The following is a 21,539-nucleotide window of genomic DNA, read 5'->3' on the forward strand; positions in this document are numbered from 1 at the left end:
TGCTCCTGCAAGGCTATTTTTTCGGGCCGAACGCGGCCGTGCTGACGAGTTTTCAGCTGATGATAAGAAGAGTGAAGTCACCTTTTGCCGACCGCGCCGGCAAAAGGTTGATGGCGCCGTGCGCGTTAAGCCTTGGGCTTTTTCGGCGCGGGTGGCTTCTTGGCCGCCGGCGGCGCCGGCTTGCTTGCGGCTGGCGCCGCTGGCTTGGCCTTCGCCGCCGGCTTGGGTGCGGTCTTGGGCTTCGCGGCGGGTTTGGGTTTGCTCGGCGTCAGCGCTTCGGCTTCGGCCAGCTTGCGCGCCATCTCCCAGTGGCGCGCGTCTTCCCCGTGGGGTTTGCCTTCAGACTCCCAGATCTGATGCGCCAGTTCGCGTATGCGTTTGTCTTCAGTACTCATCACAATGCTCCTCACAGAAAATTTTCAGCTTTCTTGATCATCAGGATTGATAAAGACATTGACCGGGAAATCCCCCAGGGCAGTGCTGATCAACAGCTCCTTGTCTGGTGTGACTGCGCCTGTATGAAAAAGTCCCTTCCAGTTTTGCGTTGGTGCGGCGAACGGTAATTTCACCCGTGTATCGCCCCAAACCCGCGCATTGATCTGGGGACGCACACCGTTTTCAAGCAGCTCATGGGACCAGCGTGGCACCACCACCAGCGCGCGTTTGCCTTGGTGTTCGCGGCAGAATGCGACCACCCGCTCGGCGTGTTGGCCGACCACTTCCAACGCTGTATAGCGGCCGCTGCGGAACACCTGCGGATGGGCCTTGCGCAAGGCCAGTACGTGGGCAATCAAGGTTTGCTTGATACGCCCATCACGCCAGTTGAACAACAGTTCGCCGATGTCCGGCGGGGTATTGAGTGCCTGTTGCCGCGCGGTGAAATCCACCGGGCGACGGTTGTCCGGATCCACCAGGCTGAAGTCCCAGAACTCATCGCCCTGGTACAGGTCCGGCACACCCGGCACGGTAAGGCGAAGCAAGGTTTGCGCCAGTCCATTCAGTGCGCCGGCGGGGGCGATGGCCTGGGCTGCGTTATTGATCGCACTGCGCAGGGGCCGACCTTCTTCCGTGAGCAGCAGGCGCGTGAGAAAAGCCTCGACACCCTGTTCATAGGCCTCATTGGGCGCGCTCCAGCTGCTCTGCAACTTGGCTTCGCGCAGGGCTTTTTGTTGCCACTGCCACAGGCGCTGGTGATAGCCCTCGAAGTCCTCGGCCTGGTCCAGCGGCCAACTGCCCAGCAACACCTGGTACAGGATCAGTTCATCACCGGCCGACGGTGTGGCCGCGTCGTCGCGCAACGGCGCCGCCAGGGTGCGCCAATGCTCCACTTGCTCGACGTACCACGGCGCGCACTCGCTGAGCACGGCCAGGCGCGCCCGGGTGTCTTCGCCGCGCTTGTGGTCATGGGTGGCGGTGGCCAGCAGGTTGTCGGGGAAGGCCTGCAAGCGCTGTTGGTTGATGGCATGAAACTCGGCCAACGGCGCGCTGAACTGCTCGGTACTGAAGCCCACATCGTTGCGCGACAGCAGCACGGCCGAGCGGTAGAACGCGGTGTCTTCCACGGCCTTGGCCGCTGCCGGCGAGGTCAGTTGCTGGAAGCGCACACAGGCATGCTTGAGCATCTTGCGCTCGCGGCCCACCGGACGATTGCGCCAGGGCTGGCCGCCGAGCCAATTTTCCAGATGCTCGAGCACCGGCCAGTCGCCCTCGCCAAGGGTCGTGCGGGCGCCGTCCAGGGCCTGCTGGAACACCTTGTCGTCATCTGCGCTGCGACCACGGGCACTGATATAGGTGCGGTACACCGGGAAGTGCACGATCAGTTCCTGCAATGCGCGACGGATCGCGCCGAGGGTCAGGTCGCGGGTCATCACGTCGTCGCGGGCCACCTGCAACAGGGCCTGGGCCACGCTTTCAAAGTCGCCGCCCAGGGAGCCGTTGAGGATTTGCTGGCGGGCCAGCCGTGCCTCTTCGATAAACGCCGAGGGCCGTTCGCTGTGGCGTGTCCACACCTCGGCCAGCGGCGCAAAGCCCTCGGGATGGTGTTGCAGCAACGACAACTGGTTCATGAATTCGTAGCCGGTGGTGCCGTCCACTTGCCAGTCTTCGCGAAGGGTTTCCCCCTCGCCGAGGATTTTTTCGACGAAGATCGGCAAGTGCCGCTCGGGCGACAGCGAATCCACCCGACGACGCAGCTTGCGGCAGTAACCGCGCGGGTCGGCCAGGCCGTCGATGTGGTCGATGCGCAGGCCATCCACCAGGCCTTGGCTGATCAGTTCGAAGATCTTGCCATGGGTGGCTTCGAACACCGCCGTGCGCTCCACGCGCAGCCCGCCCAGTTCGTTGACGTCGAAGAAGCGCCGCCAGTTGATATCGTCCGCCGCCGTACGCCAGCTGGCCAGGCGGTAGGCCTGTTGCTCGAGCAAGTGGTGCAGACGCTTGAAGCCCTCCGGCGTGCGTCCGTCGAACTCGGTCAGTCGGCGTTCGATAAGCTCGAGGACTTCGGTGGCACGCTCGGCCAATGCCTGCTTGAGCCAGGCGGCTTCGGCGTAGGCGTCATCCTGATACGCCAGGGCGCTGAAACGGTCGGCCAGGGGTTTAAGCAGCTCGTCGGCGCCGAGGATCGCCGCGTAATCCCGTGGGCAGATCGGGAAGCGATGTTCGTAATGCTCGACATGAAACGCGCCGTGGGCGGCATCGAAATGCAGCGTCAGCGTGCCGCTCTGCAAGGCTTCGCCGTAGTCGCTGCCGAGGAAGGGCATGAGCAATTGGCCCTTGAGCAGCGGGTCGGGGGAGTGCCACTGGATATCGAAGAATTCGCTGTAGGGGCTCAGCCGGCCCCATTCCAACAGGTCCAGCCACCAGGGGTTGTCGGCGCCGCCCACGGCCATATGGTTGGAGACGATATCGAGGATCAGCCCCATATCGTGCTCGCGCAGGGCCGCGACCAGGCGACGCAGGGCCGGTTCGCCGCCCAGCTCGGGGTTAACGCTGGTGGGGTCGACCACATCGTAGCCGTGCATGGAACCGGCACGCGCACTCAGCAAGGGCGAGGCATATAGATGGCTGATGCCCAATTGGGCGAAATACGGTACCAGGGGGACCGCGTCATCCAGGGTAAAACCTTTGTGGAATTGCAGGCGCTGGGTCGCGCGCAGGGGCAGGGCTTTCATCGGTCACGCTCATAGGCTTGGTTACGCGCGACGGCCAGCAGTTCAAGGCGGCGCGCGGCACCGGCGTTGTCGAGCAGGCTGGAGGCCTCGCCCGGCAAACGGCGGCGCCAATTGGGGTGGGTGTCGGTGGTGCCGGGCAGGTTGGCCTGTTCTTCCAGGCCCAGGGCGTCTTCCAGCGGCAACAACACCAGCGGCGCACGGGTGTGGCCGAGGTAGCGCACGCTGGCGTCGATCATGTGGTCGGTTTCATTGCGGATCTCATCGACGAAGTTCTGCGGGTCCTGGCTCAAGGCCTGGCGCAGCGCCTGGCGTTCACGCAGGCGGTGCTCGCTCCATTGCTCCACGGTGGGCGCATCGATCAGGCCCAACTGGACGTTCCAGTCGATATCGCGGCTGTGCCACCAACCGTTGAGGGTCGGTAAGTCGTGGGTGCTGGTGGTGGCCAGGGCGTTGTCCGGCCAGTCGAGGATCGGCTTGAACTGGCCATCGTGGCCCTGTTCGAACAACAGCACGCGCATGCCGAGGATCGAGCGGGCGATGAGTTTTTCGCGCAGCCCATCGGGCACTGTGCCGAGGTCTTCGCCGAGCACGATGGCCTGGTGGCGGTGGGATTCCAGCGCCAGCAGGCGCAACAGGTCGTCCACCGGGTAATACAGGTAAGCGCCCTCACGCGGCGAGGCGTCCATGGGGATCACCCACAGGCGTTGCAGGCCCATCACATGGTCGATGCGCAAGCCGCCGGCATGGGCGAAGTTGGCCCGCAGCATCTCGATAAACGCGCGGAAACCGTTGCGCTTGAGACCTTCGGGCGAGAACGCGGAAATGCCCCAGCCCTGGCCGGCGCGGTTAAGGATGTCGGGTGGCGCGCCCACGGTCAGGTCGGCCAGCAACTCATCCTGGCGGCTCCAGGCCTGGCTGCCACCGCCGTCGGCACCGACGGCCAGGTCAGCGATCAAGCCGACGCCCATGCCGCTGCCTTTGGCGGCTTGTTGGGCGCGCTCCAGGCAACGGGCGATCAGCCATTGGCCAAAGGCGTAGAAGCCGATCTCGACGTGGTGCTCTTCTGCGAACGCCACCAGCGCCGGGCTTTGCGGCGAGCGCCACTCTTCAGGCCAGTGGCGCCAGTCAAGGTCCTCGCCTGCAGCGGCGCGCACTGCCTGCACGGCTTCGAAGCGACAATGGTTTTCCAGCGCCTCGCCACCAGCCTGGCGAAAGCTCAGGAAGTCGGCGTGCTGCGGGTGATGGCCGTGGCGGAAGTCTTCATACAGAACGCGCAACAGCCGTTGTTTGGCCCGCGCAGCGGCCGGCCAGTCGATCAGGCTGTGCTGTTCCAGCGCGTGCAGCTCTTCTTCCAGGCCAAGGGCTTCAATCGCGTTGCGCACCTCACGTTCACCGAGAATGCAGGCGGGCGAGGCATACAGGCTGTTGAGGAACAGGCGGCTGGACGGCGAGTACGGGCTGTAGCGCTCGGTATCGGCGCTGAACATCGCGTGCATCGGGCTGATCGCCAGGGCATCGGCGCCGCGTTCGGCGGCGGAACGGACCAGGTGTTCCAGGGCCAGGGTGTCGCCGAAACCGCCATCGCCCAAGCGGCGCAGTGAATACAGCTGAGCGCTCAGGCCCCAGGCGCGGGCGGGTTGGTTGTCCACCGCTTCGGCCACGCTGTAGCAATGGGTGGGCGCGACCGCCAGGGTAAAGCTCTGGTTGTCGATCTGCACCTGGTGGTAGCCCAAGGCGATAACCCCGGGCAGCACGGCATTGCCGTCGAGGCGCAGTTCCAGGCTTTCGCCGTCTTCGAGGTTGACCCGGCACAGGGTGTCGGGTTCGAAGTAGCGCGCCAGGTCGAGGCCTTCACCGCTGTCGACGGTCATCAGGGGCGGCAGGTGCTTGTCTTGTTGCACCCGCTCCAATTCAAGCAGGCTGGCGTTGATGTCGGCATCGCTGTCGGCCGGGTGGCCCAGGCCTTTGAGAACCGCGCGCAGGGCGTCGGGTGTCACTCGTTGCGGGCGGCCGTTTGCGTCGATCCAATCGACGGCCAGGCCCGCGCGGCTGGCGAGGATTTCCAGGTTCGCTTCGCTCAAGGGTGCTCTCCAACAGGGGATAAGGTGACGCGGGCGCTGAAGGGCGGCAGTTGCGCACCTTGCAGGGCCGGCGTTTCAAACAGGACCGGTGCGGTGGCCGGGTGATCCAGCGGCGTGGCGCTCAGGTTCAGGTCGATCTGCAACAGGCTGCCGTTGCCCAGGCGCCAGCGCGCACTGACGGCGGCGTAGGCCAGCACCTGCGCGCCCAATGCCACGGCGCCAGGCAGGTGCGGCACAATATGGCGATGGCGCAGGCCCAGCAGTTGGCGGTAGAGCTCAGCGTGCGGGTTATCGGCGATCACCGGGGCCGATTGCGCGAATGTCGACAGCGCGTTCGGATCCGGGATGCGTTCACGGCGCTCGGGGTCATGGAACGCGGCGAAGTCGGCAAATTCATTGCGCCGGCCTTCGCGTACCGCTTCAGCCAGTTCACCGTGGTGGTCGGTAAAAAACAGGAACGGCTCGCTCGCGTTCGCCTCATCCCCCATGAACATCAGCGGAATCATAGGCGACAACAGCAGCAGGGCGGTTGCAGCCTTGAGCGCCTGGGGCGAGCAGAGCTGGTGCAGGCGTTCGCCCAGGGCGCGGTTGCCGATCTGGTCATGGTTCTGCAGGAACGCGACGAAGGCCGTGGGCGGTAAGTCAGCGCTCGGTTCGCCGCGCTCGTGGCCATGGCGAGTGGTGTGGCCCTGGTAGATAAACCCTTCGCCCAGGCAACGGGCGAGTTTGGTGGTGGGGTCCTGGGCAAAGTCGCTGTAATAGGCATCGGTTTCGCCGGTCAGCAACACGTGCAGCACGTTATGGAAGTCATCATTCCATTGCGCGTCGAAATCCTCCTTGAGCAGGCTGGCCTGGTTCAGCTCGTTTTCCAGCACCAGCCACACATGCCGACCGGTATCCACCTGCTGGCGTACCCGTTGCGCGAGTTCCTGGAGGAAGCCGGGGTTGTCGATGGCGTGCACTGCGTCCAGGCGCAGGCCGTCGAAGCGGTATTCGAGCAGCCACATCAGCGCGTTATCGAGGAAGAAATCCCGCACTTCACGGCGCTCAAAGTCGATCCCGGCACCCCATGGGGTGTGCACGTCTTCCTGGAAGAAGCCTTTGGCGTACTGGCCCAGGTAATTGCCGTCTGGGCCGAAGTGGTTGTAGACCACGTCAAGGATCACGGCGAGGCCGTGTTCGTGGGCGCTGTCGACCAGGTGCTTGAGTTGCTCGGGCGAGCCGTAGGAGGAGTGCGGTGCGTAGGGCAGTACGCCGTCATACCCCCAATTGCGCTCACCGGGAAATTGCGCCAGCGGCATCAATTCAATCGCGGTGACGCCCAGCTCGGCCAGGCGCGGCAGGTGCTTTTCGACTTCGGCGTAGCCCCCCATCGCGCCGACGTGCAATTCGTAGATCACGGCTTCGTGCCAGGGGCGGCCTTGCCAGTTGGCGTGACGCCAGGTGTAGGCGAGCGGGTCGACCACCAGGCTCCAGCCATGCAGGTCCGAGGCCTGGGCCCTGGACGCGGGGTCGGGAACATCCATTTCCCCATCGATGTTATAGCGGTAGCGGGTGCCCGCCGGGCACTTCACTTCAGTCTCGAACCAGCCATCTGCCTGGGGCAGCATGGCGATGGATTTACCGTTTTCCAATTCAACGCTGACATAAAACGCGTCTGGCGCCCACAAGGCAAAACGCGTGTGTTGCGCGTCCAGCATGATTGCGCCGTGGGGCCAGGTTTCCAAAGTCCGTAACGGCATCTATGAAGACCTCCCTTGATTATTTAGTCGATTTCCCCAAGGCCTTGGCCACCAGTTGTTCATACAGCTCGGCGTAGGGTTCCACCGCCTGGCACCAGTTGAAGGGTTGGGTCATGGCACGGCTGCGCATGGCGTTGAGCAGGCCTTTATTGGCGAAGACCCGGAACGCACGGCTCAGGGCTTCTTCGTAGCTCTCTACGGTGGATTCATTGAACAGGAAGCCGGTGACGCCATTCTCGATGGTGTCCGCCAGCCCGCCGGTGTTGCGAGCCACGGGCAGCGAGCCGAAGCGCTGGGCATACATCTGGCTGAGGCCGCAGGGCTCGTAGCGCGATGGCATCAGCAGGAAGTCACTGCCGGCGAACATGCGCCGCGCGTCGGTCTCGTTGAAGCCGATGCGCACACCGACCTGGCCCGGGAAGCGCAGCGCCAGTTCACGCATGGCCTGTTCCTCTTCCGGCTCGCCTCGCCCGATAATGGCGATCTGGCCGCCGTTCTCGACGATAAAGCTCGCCACCGCTTCGGTGAGGTCGAGGCCTTTCTGGTAGACCAGGCGCGAGACCACCGCGAACAGCGGGCCGGTGGAGTCATGCAGGCCGAACAGTTCGCGCACGTGGTCGGCGTTGATGGCCTTGCCTTCCCAGTCACCGATATTGAAGTTGTGGGTCAGGTGCGTGTCGGTGGAGGTTTCCCAACTTTCATCGATGCCGTTGGGGATGCCACTGAGCAGGCCCTGCTGGGTCTTGGCGGCGAGGAAACCATCGAGGCCGCAGCCGAATTCCGGCGTGGTGATTTCCTGGGCGTAGGTGGCACTCACGGTGGTGATGTGGCTGGAATACGCCATGCCCGCCTTGAGGAACGACATCTTGCCGTAGAACTCCATGCCTTCCTGCTGCAAGGCGTGGGGCGGAATGCCTAGCTCCGGCGTCGAGGCCAGGCTGACCACGCCTTGATAGGCGAGGTTATGGATGGTGAACAAGGTCGGTGTGCGTGACCCACGCCAGTGCATATAGGCGGGGGCCAGGCCGGCGGGCCAGTCGTGGGCGTGCACCAGGTCCGGGCACCAGTGGATCTGGGCGAGGTTGGCGGCCATGTCGGCAGCGGCCAGGCCCAGGCGGGCGAAGCGAATATGGTTGTCCGGCCAGTCGCGACCATTGTTGGCGCCGTACGGCGTGCCTTCGCGCTCGTAGAGTTCGGGGCAGATCAGCACATAGATGACCAGGCCGTCCTTGAGGTCCATGCGCCCGATCTTGCACGGCGGCAGTGCGGCGTGGCCACCCAGCTCACCGATGATATGGATCGGGTTGTCGCTTTCCATCACCTGCGGGTAACCGGGGATCAGGACGCGCACATCATGCAAGTGGGCCATGGCGCGGGGCAGGGCCGCGGACACGTCGCCCAGGCCACCGGTTTTCACCAGGTCGGCGAACTCGGAGGTGACGAACAATACCTTCTTTCGATTGGGATTATTACTCACGATCGGCCGCACAGTGTTGGGCAGGTCGGCCAGTGACGTTGGCCCCTCTGCCGCCTTACTAAAACGCTCTCCCTGAGTATCTACAGCGGCACTGATCATAGTTCTCTCCCAATGTTGGTTGGCTAATGGCCCGCTGCCACTAGCTCCGAAGACCGCATCCTGCGGCCAGGCGCACAAGCGCTATACAAACTGGCAAGGCTTATGCCAGTTGCACGGTCGGCTTAAATAGATTGGATGGACGGGCATCGGGTGTGAACCGCGTGCACTCGCCCTACCTTAAAACTGGACCTACGGCAGAGTTCGAAAGTTTAGATTTTTTGCGGGGTTTTTGTTTTGGAAGGGACCCATCGGTCATCAGTCTAGGACAGATTCCAGAGCCTGTAGGGTTTGTGCGGGAATTTTGTAGGACAAAAAACTTGTAACCATATGCAATTGAGGAAGGCGATAGGGTGTGGTGAGTAGGCTTGCGCCGGTTCAGGGCCGCTTCGCGCCCCAGCGCAGGGCAAGCCTGCTCACCACAAAAATTACGCTCACACCCTTAGTGCGGACCGCACCTGATTGGTGCGTCAGCCCAGCATCCGAATGGGCGCGCCCTTGGTCCAGGCCTGGATATCTTCAATCATCTGCTCATAGAACTGCCGGTAGTTCTGCTCACTCACGTAGCCCACATGGGGCGTGGCGAGTACGTTGGGCAAGTGGCGAAACGGGTGATCGACCGGCAGCGGCTCCTCGGCGAATACATCGAGTGCCGCGCCCGCCAGGCGACCAGTGGTCAATGCCTGCACCAGCGCCTGCTCATCCACAATCGGCCCGCGCGCGGTATTCACCAACCGGGCCGTCGGCTTCATCCAACTCAATGCTTCGGCATCGACCAGGCCACGGCTGCGGTCGCTGAGTACCAAATGAATCGTGAGAATGTCGGCCTGCTCAAACAGCTCGCGCTTGCTGACCCAGGTCGCCCCGGCCTGCGCGGCGCGCTCCGGCGTGAGGTTTTCACTCCAGGCAATCACCCGCATGCCGAATACCTGGGCAAACTGCGCGACCTTCTGGCCAATACTGCCCAACCCGAGAATTCCCAGGGTCTTGCCATGCAGGTCGCCACCCAGTCCCACCTGCCAGCCACCCGCGCGCAGTGAGTTGGCTTCGGTCAGCAGATTGCGCGTAGACGCCATGATCAGTGCCCAGGTCAGCTCCGGCGCCGCCTGCTTGTAGCTGTCGGTGCCGCACACCTGGATGCCCATGGCCTTGGCGGCGGCAATGTCGAGGGCGGCATTGCGCATGCCGCCGGTCACCAGCAACTTGAGGTTGGGCAAACCCTGTAACAGCGCTTGGTCGAAGGTCGAGCGTTCGCGCATGACGCAAATGACCTCGAACGCCTTCAAACGCTCGATCATCGTGGCGGTATCTGCCGGGTAATCGTGCAGGAAGTGCACCTGCCCAACCGCCTCCAGCACCGACCAATCCACCACGCCATTGGCCACATTTTGCCAATCATCAATGACTGCGATCTGTACCGACATGCACGCGTGCCTCGAAAAGTTGGATTAAAGGGCGCTCAAGCCCTGCAACAGCGCCTGGTGAAACTTCGCCGGTTCTTCCATCTGCGGTGCATGGCCCAGGCCCGGGAACTCCACCAGTGTGGCATGGGGAATCAGTTTGGCCACTTGCTTGCCCAGTACCGCGTAGTTGCCGATCCTGGCCTTGACCGCCGGCGGCGCAACGTCTTTGCCGATGGCGGTGGTGTCGGCGGTGCCGATGAGCAACAGGGTGGGCATCTGCAGATGCTTGAACTCGTAGTACACCGGCTGGGTGAAGATCATGTCGTAAATCAACGCCGAGTTCCATGCGACCAGCGCGTGGCCGGGGCCATTGCTCAGGCCCGCATACATGTCTACCCAGCGCTCGTACTCCGGCTTCCAGCGTCCGACGTAATAGGTATTGAGCTGGTACTTGCGAATCCCCTCGGCGCTGACTTTCTGTTCTCGCGCATACCATTGGTCGACGCTGAGCGTGGGCACGCCCAGGGCTTTCCAGTCTTCCAGGCCGATGGGATTCACCAGCCCGAGCTGCTCGGTCTGCTCGGGGTACATCAACGCGTAACGGGTGGCGAGCATGCCGCCGGTGGAATGGCCTATGAGCGTGGCCTTTTGAATGCCGAGTTTTTCCAGCAATTGATGGGTGTTGAGGGCCAATTGCTGGAAGCTGTACTGGTAGTGGTCGGGCTTGCTGGCACTGCAGAAACCGATCTGGTCCGGTGCAATCACCCGATAACCGGCGTCGCTCAGGGCCTTGATCGTGCCTTCCCAGGTTGCGCCGCAAAAGTTCTTGCCGTGCATCAGCACCACATTGCGCCCGTTCGGCTGGCCCTTGGCCGGCACGTCCATGTAGCCCATTTGCAGGGCTTTGCCTTGGGATTGGAATTGGAAATGTTCGAGGGGATAGGGGTATTGGAAACCTTGCAGCTCAGGGCCATAGCTGGCGGCGAACGCCGGGGCGGCGCCGGCCGTCAGCAGGCCGGCGATGCAAAAAACGCGGGATAGAGGCATGGGCGGGGCTCCGGACAGAATGCTCGGATGCTGTTTGCGCGGGATTAACGGGGGATTAACACCCATTGCAGGGTCACGGCGGCGAGCACCGCGTATCGCAGGCCCTTGGCCAGGGTCACCAGCAGCAGGAACCGCCACAACGGTTCACGCATCACCCCGGCCACCAACGTCAGCGGGTCGCCAATGACCGGCAGCCAACTGAGCAGCAGCGTCCAGTGCCCCCAGCGCTGGTAATGATGGCGGGCCTTTTCCAGCTGCTTGTCGCTGACCGGAAACCAGCGACGCTGCTTGAAGTGCTCCACCCAGCGCCCCAGCCACCAATTGACCAGCGAGCCGAGGACGTTGCCCAGGGTGGCGATACCCAGCAGCAGCCACAGGCTGTAGTGCCCGCTGATCAACAGGCCGACCAGCACCGCTTCCGATTGCAGGGGCAGTAACGTCGCCGCGCCGAATGCGGCAAGAAACAGCCCCAGGTAACCCATCGGCACCGATCAGTGCGCCGGGTAGTCCGCCAACACCACATCCTGGCCATCGCGGGTCAGGCCGATGACTTGATAGGCCTCGGCATGGCCGTCCATTTCCATGCCGGGCGAACCCATGGGCATGCCCGGTGCGGCAATACCCAGCAGGTCGTCGCGCTTGCGCAAGGCCAGTACCTGCTCGGCGGGCACATGGCCTTCGACGAACTTGCCGTCGATCACGGCGGTATGGCACGAGCCCAGGCGCGGGGCCACGCCCAGCCGTTGCTTGACTGCACTCATGTCGGCTTCGACATGGTCTTTGACCTTGAAGCCGTTGCTTTCCAGGTGGCTGATCCACTTTTTGCAGCAGCCACAATTGGCGTCGCGGTGCACATCGATGGGGATCAGGTCGGCGGCCTGGGCCAGGGTGGTGGTGAACAGCACTGAAAGCAGGGCCAATCGCAATGGGATTTTCATGGAGGTCTCGTCCAATACCGGGCAGTAAGCCGGGCATTCTCCGTGCTTTTATCCCTGGGACGTCGGGTTAATGTTTCAAAATTATACGGAGAGCGAGTTTTCCATCCGCTGCTTGAGCCGGTCCAGTGCAATCGCCGACAGCGCGATCATGCGTTCATGGAGGCTGGCCAACTGCAATTCGGTTTCATAGGTCAGCACGCGCTTGAACAGGGTGCCGTCGCGAAAGGGCTGCAAAAAGTAATGAATCGAGCCGTCGACGGCCAGTGAGGTGAACACCGTCTTGAACTCGTCGGGACGCCGGGCGATCTGCACGCGGTAGCTCATGGGCACGCGCACGCCCAGCAAGTCGATCATTTCGGTAAAACGTGCGCCGGCGGGGAGGGGGCCGCTGGTGCCGGTGTCGGCACCGAGGGAGGTGGGGTGCCATTCGTGCCAGCGATCCGGTTGGGTCACATAGTCGTAGACGGCATCGATAGGGGCCTGGATAAAACGTTCCTGACTGATCCGATCCAAGCGGACCGACTGCTCGACAGCGCGCATGGCACACCTCCTGTGTGGCTGTGAACTGTCAGAATAGTCCCACTCCCGCACATTGCACGGGAGTGTTTCAGCCATTTATCAGCGCACCTTGAACCGGCCCATCAACGCAATCACCCGGCCATTGGCGTCCAGCAGGCTTTGTGTATTGGTTTGCGTGGCATGGCCGCTCTGCACCAGCTCTTCGACCATATGTCGGATATGCACCATGCTGCGGTTGATCTCCTCGGTCACCGCGCTTTGCTGTTCGGCAGCGGTGGCGATCTGGGTGCTGAGGTCATTGATATGGCTGACCGAACCGGCCATCTCGTCGAGGCCGGTGTTCACCCGTGCCGTGGCATCCGCCGCCGACTGGCAACTGGCCTGGGTGTTTTCCATGGCCGCCACCGACGAACTGACACCGGTGGTCAGGCGTGCGAGCATTTCATTGATCTGCGAAGTGCTGGCCTGGGTACGCGCCGCCAGGGCGCGGACTTCGTCGGCCACCACCGCAAAACCACGACCCTGCTCGCCGGCCCGCGCGGCTTCAATCGCGGCGTTGAGGGCCAGCAGGTTGGTCTGGCCGGCAATCGCGCCGATCACGCCGAGGGTTTCGGTGATGCGCGCGGCGTCCTGGCGCATGTTCTCGACGGTGTGAGTGGCACTGGCGACTTCGCCGATCAGCGCACTGACGCTGGTGGACGCCTCACCCACCACCACGCGGGAGCGGTCGGCGTGTTCGTTGGCGCGCTGGGTGAACGAAGCGGTTTGCGCGGCGTTCTGCGCCACGGTATCGGCGGTGGAGCTCATTTCGGTGATAGCGGTGACGGTCTGGTCGGTCTCCGAGGCGTGGCGCACCAGGATGCTGTTGGTGTGGGCCGAGGTGTGCTGCAATTGCTCAAGGCCCGATGACATGGCGCCAGTGGCCTGGGTCACTTCGCCGATCATGTCTTGCAGGTAGACGATAAAGCGGTTCACCGAATGGCCGATGGCGCCCAGTTCGTCTTCGGCGCGGATGGTGATGCGCCGCGTCAGGTCGGCATCGCCGGTGGACAGTGCATCGATGTTGGTCTTCAGGATTTTCATGCGCTGCACCAATTGGCGGATCGCATACACCGCCAGCAGCACCAGCAGCAACACCATGGGGATCTGCAACAGGGCCAGGCTGCCGAGTACGTCATCGCGCTGGGCGGTGATCAGCGAGGTGGGCAGGGCGGTGGCGAGGAACCACGGCGTGCCTTCGATGGGGCGCATGTAGAAGGTGCTGGCCACGCCCTGGTTGTCGAACTCGTTGCGCTGCAAGGCTTGGTCGCGATGGGCCAGGGCCTTGCTGACCTGGGCGGCAAAGGCCGAGGTGCCGGTCAATTCACTGATGTTCTTCAACACCACCGGGCTGCTCAGGCGCGTGCTGTTGCTGATGATCTTGCCATCGCCTTCGACGATCAGCATTTGCCCGCCGATGTCCTTTTCCTTGCTGGCTACCAGTTCGTTGAAGAAGCCCAGGGTCACGTCGATGGTGGCCACGCCGTACGCCGCGCCGTCACGCTGGATCGCCATGGCGCAGTTGGTGCGCGGCTCCTGGCTGGCGTCGTCCTTGTAGGCCGCGGCCCAGGCACATTGGCCGCGTGGCGACGCGAGACCGCCCTTGTACCAGCTCTGGTCGTAATAGTTGGGGGCGGGGTCGCTGTTCCAGAAGGTGTTCACTGCCAGCTTGCCCGAGGCATCGCGGTGCCAGAAGGTGCTGTGCTTGTTGCGCCCCGGCGTGCGCTGGTTGGGCAGCGGCCAGATACCGCCGCCGAAGACCTTCAGCTCACCATATTGGTCGACCAGGCCCGGCAGGACCTTGTCGATGGCATCGCTGTCGAGCAGGGGAATGGTCTGGGTGATGGTGCGTTGCTGGGACTGAACCTTGTTGAGTTCGCCCTGGATCTGCTCGGCCACCTCACTGATGCGGTTGAGCACCACCTGTTCCTCGGTATGGCGCAGCGTGGGCGCGACCAGTTGGCCGATGCCGACGACCGTCAACACGAACAACACCAGGACGAACAGCACCAGGAACAGGGTATAGCGGGCTTGGATGGAACGCAGTGGGGGCATGGGGGTCGTCCTTACGAAGCGTTTATTATCGACGCGGCTGTTTTGGAGCTTCGTAGGGCTATCGGCTTGGCGAGGAAGAGCTTTAGGTACGGAGGTGCCAAATCAGGTTTTTAACATGGCGAGGCCAGCAGTTGCCTCGCCATGGGGATTACCGCTTATCGAATCAATGCCTGGCTTGCCGGCGCTGTATCACTCGCCGCGACCTTGAGGGCTGGGTGTCCATAAGTAGGACTGCCTCAAGGGTTTGCCCATTTCTGCATTCAGGGCGTTCTCGGTGAAGTGTTTCGGATTGGTTACACGCGCTGATGTCGAGGGAGGGGTGCCGTCCTCGGAAGGTTCTTCAACGTAGGGTAAACCGATGACTTGACGTTCACCATTCTCGACAAGGCCGTCGTCCCCCGGCGCTTCGCGGGTGTACCCATGCTCGGTTGTACCGGTTGCGTAGGTGTAGGCGTGGTTTATCTCATGGGCGAGACCGGTTACGGGCACAATTGTGTGGGTACGCTCGGCGTTTTCGATAATAGATGGCGGGTCATAGTGAATGATGCCGCGAGTGACGCGGAAACCGGGAACGCCATCCGTGATATGCCCGTAGGTTCCGGCTTCTGCGCTTTCGCGCTCCTCGGGCGTCAATTCATCCAGTTCACTACTGCCAGGAACGTATTGGGTACCGCCGTTACCGATCGGCTTGATGGTAACCTTGCCGCCATTTGCCACCGCGAGCTCATCCATTTGTTTGAGTGCTTGTTGCCCTATGGGTGAACTGCGCAGAAATTCAAAATCGTCGGCGACGCGCTGCTTGAAAGCCTGTGCGTCCTCCTCCGGGGTCTCAGGGGGAGTTTCTACACTGAATCCCAGGTTGCCGGCATTGCTTGGCTTCACTTCGGTGAAAGTCGAACCCCTGGTGCGGTCGAAACCATCCCTGGCCTTGGCGTAGATAAGGTCCTTGGGCTGGTTGTTCCAGATAGTGTCGTTTCCTTTGCCGGTGTAGAAGGTCGTGCGCTCGTACCCTGCAAGGACGTCATCGCCATTGCCCCCATGTGCAACGGTATGTCCGCTGCCTGCAAGAAGTACATCGTTGTCGTCGCCACCGTCCAGATAGGTCTGCCTGGTGGAGGGGCCAAAGCCTGCAATGAGCAGGTCCTTGCCTTTATTACCGTACATTACGCCATTGCCGGGACCTCCCATGATTGTGTCATCGCCGTCGTTGCCCTCGGCATAACCCAGGCCGCTGCCCACCTGCAGGATATCGTTGCCAGCCCCTCCGAAAAGCCTGCTGCGACCTCCGCCCGCCTGGAGATAATCGTTGCCGTCGCCGCCTTTCACGCTCACGCGAAGCTTGACGTCATCGTCGATGATGACCGTGTCGTCACCGCCGTGGCTGTCGATGAAAAGCTCGTGCTCGCTTCTTTCCTTTGTATTGATATCGACTAAATGCGGTTTATCGTTGATGAAGATCTGCAGCTTGTCCACCGACCAACTGCGCACGTGGATACGGTCGGCGGCATTACCGGTTTCCACGTGGAGATAACTGGTCAGGATCTTCGGTCCCTTGAGGTCATCTGGGTTCCAGTCAACGACCCTGCTGATTTTGGTGTCACCGTCGACAAGCAGCGTGTGGGTGCGGCGGTTCACGATGCCTGGCGTCAGGTCGGTGGGAGGGGTGAAGTGCGAAGCGTTTGTTTCAGCGAAAGGCTGGGGGAGTTGGGCGTAGAGTCCGGATGTCAGGGAATGGGCAAGTGCAGATAGCATCGGCATGTCCTCTTGGGTGTGCGTGTAAGGGCACCCTGATTACGTATCAGGGTTGCTATTACGTGGAACTCCGACTGAGAAGGTTCCCCGCCCCCGGAGGGGCTTTAGTGCTAAACGTGTTGGCGTCGGAGCACCGCAAAGCGGGTGCCCCTTGAGCTTGGCCGTCAGATATCCAGCATGGCCATCACCTCTGCGGGATAGCGCAGGCCGGCACTTGCATCGGCCGGAAAGATCCTCTCCAGTGCCGCCAGTTCAGCCGCGCCGAGTCGGATCGACACGGCCGCCACGTTCTCCTGCAGGTACTTGCGCTGCTTGGTGCCAGGAATCGGAATAATGAAGTCGCCTTGTGCCAACACCCACGCCAGCGCCAGTTGCCCGGCAGTGACGCCTTTGTCTGCCGCGAGGGTTTGAACCTGCTTGACCAGTTGCAGGTTCTTCGCGAAGTTCTCGCCCTGGAAGCGTGGGTTGGCGCGGCGGTAGTCATCGGCATCGAAATCCTCCGGGCTTTTCAGTGCGCCCGTCAGGAAGCCTCGGCCCAGCGGGCTGTAAGGCACAAACGCAATCCCCAGGCGTTGGCAGGCCGCGAGGCAGCCGTTGCTTTCCTGGTCGCGGCTCCACAGGGAATATTCGCTTTGCAGGGCGCTGATCGGGTGCACCTTATGGGCGCGCTCCAGCGTGGCGGCGGATGCTTCGCTCAGCCCCAGGTAACGCACCTTGCCTTGCTGCACCAGCTCGGCCATGGCACCGACGGTTTCTTCGATGGCCACCTGCGGGTCGATTCGGTGCTGGTAGTACAGGTCCAGGGTGTCCACGCCCAGGCGCTGCAAGGTACCGTTGATGGCATCGCGAATGTACTCGGGGCGACCGTTCACTCCACGCACCGCCGAATTGGCCGGGTCACGCACAATGCCGAACTTGCTCGCCAGGAACACTTGGTCACGTTTGCCGGCAATGGCTTTGCCGATCAGTTGCTCATTGGTGTGGGGGCCGTACATATCGGCGGTATCCAGAAAATTGACGCCCAACTCCAAGGCGCGATGCAGGGTGGCAGTGGCCTCCGTGGTGTCGGTGCCGGGGGTATAGAAGTCACTCATGCCCATGCAGCCGAGGCCGATGGCACTGACGTGGGGACCGTTCTTACCGAGTTGACGAGTGTGCATGGGTGCAGCTCCTGATGAGGTAGGACGCCATTGTTACCCTCGACAAAACCTGGATAAACCGGCTAAAAGCACTATCACTATTGGTAATTTCTAAATAATCCTCCTGGAGTCGGCCCTTGGATCGTTTTAACGCCATGCGTGTGTTTACCCGGATTGTCGAGTTGGGTGGATTTGCCAAGGCCGCCGACAGCCTGCAACTGCCGCGCGCGTCGGTGACCATCCTGATCAAGCAACTGGAAGCGCACCTGGGCGTGCAGTTGCTGCAGCGCACCACGCGCCAGGTCAGCCCGACCCTGGACGGCGCTGCGTATTACCAGCGTTGCGTACAGTTGCTCACCGACCTGGAGGAAACCGAGGCGGTGTTCTCCACCCGCCGCCAGAACCCACGCGGCACCTTGAGCGTGGATATGCCCTCGGGGATCGGGCGCTTGATTGTGATTCCCGCGTTGCCGGCGTTCACCGCGCGCTATCCGCAGATCGAATTGGACATCGGCCTGAACGACCGCCCGGTGGACCTGATCCGCGAAGGTGTGGATTGCGTGCTGCGCGGCGGTCCGGCCCTGGATGAGTCGCTGGTGGCCAGGCCTTTGGCAATGATGGACCAGTTGACCCTGGCGAGTCCTGTGTACCTGGAGCGCATGGGCATACCGGCGGGCCTCGACGACCTGGCCAATCACCAGATGGTCGAGTATGTCTCCACGGCCAGTGGCAAGCGGTTCGGCCTGGAGTTCCTGGTCGACAACGCCGTGCACTCGATCCAGTTGCCCAAGCGCGTGGCGGTCAACAGCTCCGATGGTTATTTCGCTGCGTGCGAAGCCGGCTATGGCCTGATTCAGGCGCCGCACTATCATGCGATGCGGCAACTGGCCGAGGGCCGCCTGGTGCCCGTGCTGGCGCAGTTGCCGGTGCCGAAAATGGCGCTGACGGCGCTGTATCCGCCCCATCGCCAGTTGTCACAGCGGGTGAGGGTGTTTGTGGATTGGCTGGTTGAGCTGTGTGGTCGGCCGGGCACCGGTTTGCAACGCTAGGCCTGGGCCTTGCGATAAGCGCCGGGTTGCTGCCCGGTCACTTTGTGGAAGGCTCGGGTAAACGCCGCCACGGACTGATAACCCACCGCCACTGCGACATCCGCGACCGTTTGGTCCTGCTTGAACAATTGGCAGGCGTGGCGCATGCGCATCATCAGCAGCACCTGGCCGGGCGACTGTCCGCACAATTCAGTGAAGCGCTTGAAAAACGCCGAGCGCGACAAACCGGTGCAGGCCGCCATGCTTTCCAGGGTCCAGGCGTCTGCCGGGCGAGCAATCAGGTGTTCCAGCAGGTTCGCGAATGCCGGCTGGCGACCCAGCGCGGCCAGGCCACCGAGTGCGTGGTTATCCAGCACTTGCTGGCGCAGTACATACAGGAACAGCAGGTGGCACAGGCGCTCGAGCAAGGCCGCGGACGGCGCCGGGTCGCGCTGGCACTCTTGCAGGATCAGCTCGAACAGGTTGCGGGCGGCCGTCAGCGAGGGGTCGCCGGCCCGCAGGACGATCCACGCGGGCAGGGTATCGACGATCATCGCCGACAAGCCCGACTGGAAGTGAAAGAACCCGCACACCAGCCCCACGCCGTCGCTGGCGCCGTTGTCCAGGGGCAGCATCGGGCGTCGCGGACACTCCCGCGCGCCGGCCGCCGTGGCTGCTCCGGACAACCGATACTCAAGGTCACGGAGCAGGAACACCGCGTCGCCGTTGTTCAACTCGACGGGCGTGGGTTCGCCGGCGATATGCAGCCAGCACTCGCCCTGCACGATCAGATGGAAACTCGCGCGCGCCAGGCCGTGGGTGCTGGCATGCCAATCGCCGCAATAGCGCCCGACATGGAACAGGCTGGTGTTGAGTTCGAGGCTGTCTAATAACCAATCGACAAGGGCACTGGAAGAATTCATCTAATGGAAAGACTCAAGAGCAAGTAATCGCTACTTTAGCCTATTGAGAGGATTTCTTATAACCAACAGACTGGATAAACGACCCCTCAGGAGACCGCTCCATGTCCCGTGTACCGCTGCTCACCCCGCAAACCGCGCCACCCGCCGCCAAGCCGCTGCTGGAAAATGCGCTGAAAGCCTCGGGTTTCATCCCCAATCTGCTGGCCGTGTTGGCCAATGCCCCGGCGGCGCTGGAAACCTACATCACCGTCTCGGGCCTGAACGCCAAGGCCGAGCTGAGCCTGGCCGATCGCGAAGTGGTGCAGTTGATTGCCGCCACTACCCACGGCTGCGATTTCTGCGTCGCCGGCCACACCGCCGTGGCGCGCAACAAGGCCAAGCTGCCGGAAGAGGTCATCGACGCCCTGCGCCAGCGCGGCGAATTGCCCAATGCCCGTTATGAGACACTCGCCGCCTTTACCCGGGAAGTCATTGCCACCCGTGGCGATGTCAGCGATGCCGGTTTTGACGCGTTCCGCGCCGCCGGTTACACCGAAGGCCAGGCCCTGGAAGTTATTTTGGGGGTGAGCCTGGCAACCCTGTGCAACTTCGCTAACGTGTTTGCCCGTACCCCGCTGAACCCGGAGCTGGCGCAATACCGTTGGGAAAAACCGGCCAGCTGAAGGGCAGATGGCCCTGCTGCTTTGACAAGGAGAAACATGAATGCTTGACCCGATCTTGAGCCGTTGGCTCGATGTTCAAGCGCAGGCCCTGGATGTGGGCAGTTGCGATCCCCAGGAAGTGCTGCCACGACTGGCAGAGGCCAACGTACTGCGTATCGGTGTGCCAAAAGCCTTCGGCGGCCTGGGCGGCGATGTGGCCGGCGCCGTCGAGGCCATCGCCCATGTCGCCAGCCATTCGTTGGCGGCGGCGTTTGTGTGCTGGGGCCAGCGCTCGTTTATCGAGTATCTGCTGCAGAGCCCGAATGAGCGGCTGCGCGAGCAATTGCTGCCGGACCTGCTCAGCGGCAGGCTGGCGGGGGCCACCGGTTTGTCGAATGCCATGAAGTTCCTGTCGGGCATCGAGACGCTGCAGATCAGCGCCGAGCCCACCGATCACGGCTGGACCCTCAACGGTCGCCTGCACTGGGTGACCAACCTGCGCAAGAACGGCTTTGTCGCGGCGGCGGCGGTCGAGCATGCCGGCGGCGGCGCGCCGTTTATCCTGGCGATCCCGGATTCGGTGGCTGGCCTGCAACGTTCCGGCGACCTGGAACTGCTCGGCCTGCAATCGAGCAACACCGCAGCCCTGGGCCTGGAAGGTGTCGAGCTGAGTCGCGAGTGGTTGCTGCACGAGGATGCACGCAAGTTCCTGCCGGCCGTGCGCCCGGCGTTCCTGGGTTTGCAGTGCGGTATGTCGATCGGCCTGGCCCGGCGCTCGCTGGCGGAAGTCGCCCATCACCTGGGCGCGGCCCGCACGGTGCTGCGCGAAGAACTCGAAGGGTTGCGCGGGACCTTGGATCACCTGGTGACCGAGCTGCAGAATGGCCTGCTCGCCGGGCGCTTCGCCGCCGAGCCGGTGGCGCTGTTCAAGTTGCGCATCGGCCTGGCCGAAACCGCCGCCAGCGCGGTGCAGCTGGAACTGCAGGCCAGTGGCGGCAAGGCTTACCTCACGGCCCATGGCAGTGGGTTTGCGCGGCGCTGGCGGGAGTCGGCATTTGTGCCGATCGTCACGCCCAGCCTGGTGCAATTGCGCACCGAGTTGCAACGCCAGGCCAACCTGTGAGCCCGGTGGTATTGAGTGCCCGGGGCATTGGCCTGGGGTACGCCGGCGGCCCGGTGCTGCAAGGCTTCGACCTGCAATTGCAGCGCGGTGAAGTGGTGTCGATCCTGGGCCCCAGCGGGGTCGGCAAGTCCAGCCTGTTGCGGGTGCTCGCCGGTTTGCAGACGCCCCAGGAAGGCAAGGTGCAGGTGTTGGGCGAGCCGTTGAGCGGCCCCCATCCACGTGTCGCCGTAGCGTTCCAGGACCCCAGCCTGTTGCCGTGGTTGAGCCTGGAAAAGAACGTCGCGTTCGGCCTGGATTTCGCCCGCCAGCCGCACCTCGGCGCTGATGAGCGCCGCCGGCGCGTCGACCACGCCATCGCGGCGGTTG

At 62.9% G+C, this 21,539-nt stretch carries 18 protein-coding genes; 4 read left to right on the forward strand and 14 right to left on the reverse strand.

Annotated elements, in window-relative coordinates; genetic code table 11:
- Window positions 1-125: 125 nt before the first annotated feature.
- From BFP99_RS23130 to BFP99_RS23190, 13 genes are all read right to left on the reverse strand, one after another.
- A complete protein-coding gene (locus BFP99_RS23130; RefSeq protein ID WP_065941695.1) occupies window positions 126-395 on the reverse strand; it encodes a DUF2934 domain-containing protein in 270 nt (89 codons plus the stop codon).
- Window positions 396-419: 24 nt separating this feature from the next.
- Window positions 420-3,170, reverse strand: a complete 2,751-nt coding sequence (locus tag BFP99_RS23135) for a malto-oligosyltrehalose synthase (protein ID WP_065925223.1) — start codon at window positions 3,168-3,170, stop codon at window positions 420-422.
- A complete protein-coding gene (gene malQ, locus BFP99_RS23140) occupies window positions 3,167-5,251 on the reverse strand; it encodes a 4-alpha-glucanotransferase (RefSeq protein WP_065948304.1) in 2,085 nt (694 codons plus the stop codon). Before malQ ends, BFP99_RS23135 begins: the two co-directional genes overlap by 4 nt.
- Window positions 5,248-6,993: a malto-oligosyltrehalose trehalohydrolase gene (gene treZ / locus BFP99_RS23145; protein WP_065948305.1), complete on the reverse strand. Its 1,746-nt coding sequence runs from the start codon at window positions 6,991-6,993 to the stop codon at window positions 5,248-5,250. Before treZ ends, malQ begins: the two co-directional genes overlap by 4 nt.
- Before the next feature lie 19 nt (window positions 6,994-7,012).
- Window positions 7,013-8,569, reverse strand: a complete 1,557-nt coding sequence (glgA, locus tag BFP99_RS23150) for a glycogen synthase GlgA (protein ID WP_074846904.1) — start codon at window positions 8,567-8,569, stop codon at window positions 7,013-7,015.
- A 467-nt stretch (window positions 8,570-9,036) separates the two neighbouring features.
- Window positions 9,037-9,990, reverse strand: coding sequence for a D-2-hydroxyacid dehydrogenase family protein (locus tag BFP99_RS23155; protein WP_065948306.1), 954 nt, complete (start codon window positions 9,988-9,990; stop codon window positions 9,037-9,039).
- A 24-nt stretch (window positions 9,991-10,014) separates the two neighbouring features.
- Entirely contained in the window at window positions 10,015-11,016 is a 1,002-nt protein-coding gene (locus BFP99_RS23160; RefSeq protein ID WP_065948307.1) for an alpha/beta fold hydrolase, read from the reverse strand.
- Window positions 11,017-11,060: 44 nt separating this feature from the next.
- Window positions 11,061-11,498, reverse strand: a complete 438-nt coding sequence (locus BFP99_RS23165; RefSeq protein ID WP_027606736.1) for a YqaA family protein — start codon at window positions 11,496-11,498, stop codon at window positions 11,061-11,063.
- Between the two features lie 9 nt (window positions 11,499-11,507).
- Window positions 11,508-11,954: a DUF411 domain-containing protein gene (locus BFP99_RS23170; protein WP_065927328.1), complete on the reverse strand. Its 447-nt coding sequence runs from the start codon at window positions 11,952-11,954 to the stop codon at window positions 11,508-11,510.
- A gap of 81 nt (window positions 11,955-12,035) precedes the next feature.
- The gene (locus BFP99_RS23175) at window positions 12,036-12,494 is read right to left on the reverse strand and encodes an SRPBCC family protein (protein WP_065948308.1); all 459 of its coding nucleotides are present in this window, start codon (window positions 12,492-12,494) and stop codon (window positions 12,036-12,038) included.
- 78 nt (window positions 12,495-12,572) lie between these two features.
- Window positions 12,573-14,567 carry a methyl-accepting chemotaxis protein gene (locus BFP99_RS23180; RefSeq protein WP_065948309.1) on the reverse strand — a complete coding sequence of 665 codons (1,995 nt, stop codon included), beginning with the start codon at window positions 14,565-14,567 and terminating at the stop codon, window positions 12,573-12,575.
- Between the two features lie 189 nt (window positions 14,568-14,756).
- Window positions 14,757-16,319, reverse strand: coding sequence for a M91 family zinc metallopeptidase (locus BFP99_RS23185; RefSeq protein WP_083221241.1), 1,563 nt, complete (start codon window positions 16,317-16,319; stop codon window positions 14,757-14,759).
- A gap of 164 nt (window positions 16,320-16,483) precedes the next feature.
- A complete protein-coding gene (locus tag BFP99_RS23190) occupies window positions 16,484-17,479 on the reverse strand; it encodes an aldo/keto reductase (protein WP_065927331.1) in 996 nt (331 codons plus the stop codon).
- Window positions 17,480-17,595: 116 nt separating this feature from the next.
- On the opposite strand from BFP99_RS23190, the gene BFP99_RS23195 reads away from it, so the two are divergent.
- Window positions 17,596-18,507, forward strand: coding sequence for a LysR family transcriptional regulator (locus BFP99_RS23195; RefSeq protein WP_065927332.1), 912 nt, complete (start codon window positions 17,596-17,598; stop codon window positions 18,505-18,507).
- Here the strand turns inward: BFP99_RS23195 and BFP99_RS23200 are convergent.
- Window positions 18,504-19,409 (reverse strand): AraC family transcriptional regulator, encoded by a 906-nt coding sequence (locus tag BFP99_RS23200; RefSeq protein WP_027606730.1) that lies wholly within the window; start codon window positions 19,407-19,409, stop codon window positions 18,504-18,506. The two genes, BFP99_RS23195 and BFP99_RS23200, sit on opposite strands and share 4 nt — an antisense overlap.
- Before the next feature lie 101 nt (window positions 19,410-19,510).
- Here BFP99_RS23200 and BFP99_RS23205 point away from each other — a divergent pair, with 101 nt between their 5' ends.
- The 3 genes from BFP99_RS23205 to BFP99_RS23215 form a co-directional block, all read left to right on the forward strand.
- Window positions 19,511-20,071: a carboxymuconolactone decarboxylase family protein gene (locus BFP99_RS23205; RefSeq protein ID WP_027606729.1), complete on the forward strand. Its 561-nt coding sequence runs from the start codon at window positions 19,511-19,513 to the stop codon at window positions 20,069-20,071.
- A gap of 40 nt (window positions 20,072-20,111) precedes the next feature.
- Window positions 20,112-21,173, forward strand: a complete 1,062-nt coding sequence (locus tag BFP99_RS23210) for an acyl-CoA dehydrogenase family protein (protein ID WP_027606728.1) — start codon at window positions 20,112-20,114, stop codon at window positions 21,171-21,173.
- Window positions 21,170-21,539 (forward strand): ATP-binding cassette domain-containing protein (locus BFP99_RS23215; RefSeq protein ID WP_141690811.1); only part of this gene is annotated, 370 nt, incomplete at its 3' end. The genes BFP99_RS23210 and BFP99_RS23215, both read left to right, overlap by 4 nt.

This window comes from Pseudomonas sp. 1 R 17, from assembly GCF_900067035.1.
Lineage (GTDB): Bacteria > Pseudomonadota > Gammaproteobacteria > Pseudomonadales > Pseudomonadaceae > Aquipseudomonas > Aquipseudomonas marginalis.

What these genes read in the sequence shown, in the direction of transcription:
- BFP99_RS23175 (WP_065948308.1), bottom strand. Translation starts at nt 12,494, where the DNA reads ATGCGCGCTGTCGAGCAGTCGGTCCGCTTGGATCGGATCAGTCAGGAA.
- BFP99_RS23130 (WP_065941695.1), bottom strand. Translation starts at nt 395, where the DNA reads ATGAGTACTGAAGACAAACGCATACGCGAACTGGCGCATCAGATCTGG.
- BFP99_RS23165 (WP_027606736.1), bottom strand. Translation starts at nt 11,498, where the DNA reads ATGGGTTACCTGGGGCTGTTTCTTGCCGCATTCGGCGCGGCGACGTTA.
- BFP99_RS23160 (WP_065948307.1), bottom strand. Translation starts at nt 11,016, where the DNA reads ATGCCTCTATCCCGCGTTTTTTGCATCGCCGGCCTGCTGACGGCCGGC.
- BFP99_RS23205 (WP_027606729.1), top strand. Translation starts at nt 19,511, where the DNA reads ATGTCCCGTGTACCGCTGCTCACCCCGCAAACCGCGCCACCCGCCGCC.
- glgA (WP_074846904.1), bottom strand. Translation starts at nt 8,569, where the DNA reads ATGATCAGTGCCGCTGTAGATACTCAGGGAGAGCGTTTTAGTAAGGCG.
- BFP99_RS23200 (WP_027606730.1), bottom strand. Translation starts at nt 19,409, where the DNA reads ATGAATTCTTCCAGTGCCCTTGTCGATTGGTTATTAGACAGCCTCGAA.
- BFP99_RS23155 (WP_065948306.1), bottom strand. Translation starts at nt 9,990, where the DNA reads ATGTCGGTACAGATCGCAGTCATTGATGATTGGCAAAATGTGGCCAAT.
- BFP99_RS23190 (WP_065927331.1), bottom strand. Translation starts at nt 17,479, where the DNA reads ATGCACACTCGTCAACTCGGTAAGAACGGTCCCCACGTCAGTGCCATC.
- BFP99_RS23180 (WP_065948309.1), bottom strand. Translation starts at nt 14,567, where the DNA reads ATGCCCCCACTGCGTTCCATCCAAGCCCGCTATACCCTGTTCCTGGTG.
- BFP99_RS23185 (WP_083221241.1), bottom strand. Translation starts at nt 16,319, where the DNA reads ATGCTATCTGCACTTGCCCATTCCCTGACATCCGGACTCTACGCCCAA.
- BFP99_RS23135 (WP_065925223.1), bottom strand. Translation starts at nt 3,170, where the DNA reads ATGAAAGCCCTGCCCCTGCGCGCGACCCAGCGCCTGCAATTCCACAAA.
- treZ (WP_065948305.1), bottom strand. Translation starts at nt 6,993, where the DNA reads ATGCCGTTACGGACTTTGGAAACCTGGCCCCACGGCGCAATCATGCTG.
- BFP99_RS23170 (WP_065927328.1), bottom strand. Translation starts at nt 11,954, where the DNA reads ATGAAAATCCCATTGCGATTGGCCCTGCTTTCAGTGCTGTTCACCACC.
- BFP99_RS23210 (WP_027606728.1), top strand. Translation starts at nt 20,112, where the DNA reads ATGCTTGACCCGATCTTGAGCCGTTGGCTCGATGTTCAAGCGCAGGCC.